Origin of the sequence: Streptomyces sp. (assembly GCF_050698815.1) — a bacterium.
Classification (GTDB): Bacteria; Actinomycetota; Actinomycetes; order Streptomycetales; family Streptomycetaceae; genus Streptomyces.
In genome coordinates, this window is sequence record NZ_JBOHCV010000420.1 from 1 (window position 1) to 2,588 (window position 2,588).

The 2,588-nt window shown below is 70.9% G+C and carries 3 protein-coding genes; 2 read left to right on the forward strand and 1 reads right to left on the reverse strand.

The window, feature by feature from the left end; translation table 11 throughout:
• Positions 1-200 precede the first annotated feature (200 nt).
• Complete coding sequence (locus tag ACRDP3_RS15280) at positions 201-425, reverse strand: type A2 lantipeptide (RefSeq protein ID WP_431517485.1); 225 nt, start codon at positions 423-425, stop codon at positions 201-203.
• A gap of 229 nt (positions 426-654) precedes the next feature.
• Here ACRDP3_RS15280 and ACRDP3_RS15285 point away from each other — a divergent pair, with 229 nt between their 5' ends.
• Together ACRDP3_RS15285 and ACRDP3_RS15290 are read left to right on the forward strand one after the other, a co-directional pair.
• A complete protein-coding gene (locus ACRDP3_RS15285) occupies positions 655-1,272 on the forward strand; it encodes a helix-turn-helix domain-containing protein (RefSeq protein ID WP_431517486.1) in 618 nt (205 codons plus the stop codon).
• Positions 1,269-2,531: an MFS transporter gene (locus ACRDP3_RS15290; protein ID WP_431517487.1), complete on the forward strand. Its 1,263-nt coding sequence runs from the start codon at positions 1,269-1,271 to the stop codon at positions 2,529-2,531. The genes ACRDP3_RS15285 and ACRDP3_RS15290 overlap by 4 nt, the downstream gene beginning before the upstream one ends.
• The last annotated feature ends 57 nt before the right edge of the window (positions 2,532-2,588 follow it).

Below are 2,588 nucleotides of genomic sequence, written 5' to 3' on the forward strand. Positions count from 1 at the left end.
AAGGCCGCCCGTACCGGCCCGCTCGCCGCTCCACCACCACAGCGCGCGTGACCCGCGCGCCCGCCTCAGCCGCAGAGGTGGGGATCACGTTGGAGACGGAGAAGCTGTGAAGGACTACGCCCACTGACTCGGGCGCGCGGCGGCACGGGCGAGGGCCCGGAGCGCATGCGCTCCGGGCCCTCGATGATGCTGGGGGTCCGTCAGACCAGGCCGGTGGTGGCGCTGGTCACGCTACCGGTGGCGCCGCCCAGGGCGGCGGTGGCGTCGGCGGCGTCCACGCCGATGGTGCCGCCCACGCTGCCGGTGCCGGCGAGCAGGTCGGCCGCACCGGCAGAGCTGGCGGAGACGCCCAGGCCGCCGGACACGTTGTCGAGGTCCGCGTCGGAGAGCTCGGCGGTCTGGATCTGGGAGGTCTGGTTACGCATAAGAGTTTCCAATCAATGGGGACGAACATCTGCCCGGGGGGTTTAGGGATCAGACCATGTCAGCGGGCCCCTATGCCACTTGTACCGCCGGTCTCCTCGAGATCGTCACGTGATCTTCCGATAATCGGCGCGGCACCGCGCATCCGTTTGCCTTCCATCAACTCAGCAGCCTTGGGGCAGTTACACAAGAATTGTTGCGCAACTTTTCTTGCGTATCTATGGTTTGGGCATGCCCGACTCCACGGATGACCGTCGCGACGGTCCGGACCCGAAGCGCCGCATCACCGATCTCGCCGCGCTCAAGGTCTTCACGCACCCGCTGCGCATCGAGCTGTGGCGCGCGCTCAACGTCGTGCGTACCGCGACCGCTTCGCAGCTTGCCGAGCAGGTGGACGAGGCGGTCTCACTCGTCAGCTACCACCTGCGGAAGATGGCCGAACACGGCTTCATCGAGGAGGCGGCGGGGGAGAGCTCGGACGGCCGGGAGCGCTGGTGGCGGCCTTCGGAGGAGAACTCCTTCACCTTCCGTACGGCCGACTTCGACGGCAACCCGGAGGGGGCGGCGGTGGCCGCTGCGGTGCTGCGTCAGCTTCTTGCCACGCGCTACGCCCGCTACACCGCCTACCTTGACGAGGCAGGGAGCTGGCCGACGGCCTGGTCGGACGCCGCCTTCACCTCCGAGTTCCTCTCCCGGCTCACCTCTGCCGAACTCCAGCAGGCCGAACGTGAGTTCACTGACCTCGCCGAGCGGTGGAAGGAGCACGGGCGGCAGGCTGAGGCTGCCGGGAACACCGAGGGACGCGAACATGTCGCCCTGCACGTCTACGGCTTCCCCTTCCGGCCGTGACGATCGCTGCCCCGGTCACCGCCGACCGCCCGGCCCACCGGGACGGGAACGTACTGCGGTGGCTCACCGCGTACGCCGTCTCCGCCATCGGCGACAACGTCTGCTTCCTAGCCCTCGGCTGGGCCGCCCAGCAGGTCGCCTCGCCCGCGCAGGTCGGCATGGTGATGGCCGCCGCCGGGTTACCGCGCGCGGTGCTGATGCTGGGCGGGGGAGTGGTCGCCGACCGGTACGGGCCCCGGCTCGTTGTCATCGGAAGCGACGCCGTGCGGTGCGTGGTGATACTGACGGTCGCGGCGTGGCTGGCGCTCGCGACGCCGGGGCTGTGGCTGCTGGTCTGCGGTGCTCTCGTCTTCGGTGCCGTCGACGCCCTGTTCATGCCCGCCGTCGGCGCGCTGCCGCCCCGCATCACCGCCCGTGGTCAACTCGCCCGCGTTCAGGGGATGCGGGCACTGGTCATCAGGATCGGCAACACCACGGGGCCGCCGCTGAGCGGGTTCGTCATGGGGTTCGGCGGGGTGGCCGCCGCCTTCGCCCTCGCGGGCGGGTTGTTCGCGGTCTCGCTGGTGCTGTTGCTCGCGGTACGCATCGCCCCACCGGCTTCCTGTCAGCAGCCGGCCGAGCCTGCCTTACGTGCGACGGCGTGGTCCGAACTGGCCGACGGGCTCCGCTACCTGCGCCGCCATCCGCTGCTCGGGCCGCTGGTGCTGAGCGGCGCGCTCAGCGAGTTCGCCCTCAACGGGCCGCTGAACGTCGGCCTGGTGCTGCTCGCCGGTGAACGGGGCTGGGGTGCGTCCGGCATGGCCTGGATCGTCAGCGCGTTCGGCGCCGGGGCCGGGCTGAGCGCTCTGCTGATCACCGTGCTGGGCCGGCTACCGCGTGCCGGTACGGTGGCGATCAGCACCCTCGTCGTCGCCTCGGCCGGGATCGCGTCGGTCGGAGTGACACCGACGCTGGGCGGGGCGATCGCGGTGGCGGGCGCCTCCGGGCTGTTCAGCTCTGTCGCCGGCGGGCTGGCGAACGGGCTCATCCAGACCACCGCCGACCCCGCATACCTCGGCCGGGTCACCTCCGTGACGAGCCTGAGCTCTTTCGGGCTCTCACCGCTGAGCTTCCCGCTGTTCGGAGCCGCCGCGGCGGTGTGGGGTACGAGCGCGGTGTTCGTGGCCTGCGGCGCTTTCAGCATGTTCGGAGCGGCCGTCGCCATCGCCGCCCCGGCGGTCCGCCGGGCCGAGCTGCCGCCAGTCCCGGTGCCGAACTAGTGCCCTTCCCGGCAAGCTTTGCCCTGTCGCGCCGCCCATCACGCACTCCCCCTGGCT

Excerpts from the sequence above, each read along its gene's own strand:
- ACRDP3_RS15280 (WP_431517485.1), bottom strand. The coding sequence starts at position 425 with ATGCGTAACCAGACCTCCCAGATCCAGACCGCCGAGCTCTCCGACGCG.
- ACRDP3_RS15285 (WP_431517486.1), top strand. The coding sequence starts at position 655 with ATGCCCGACTCCACGGATGACCGTCGCGACGGTCCGGACCCGAAGCGC.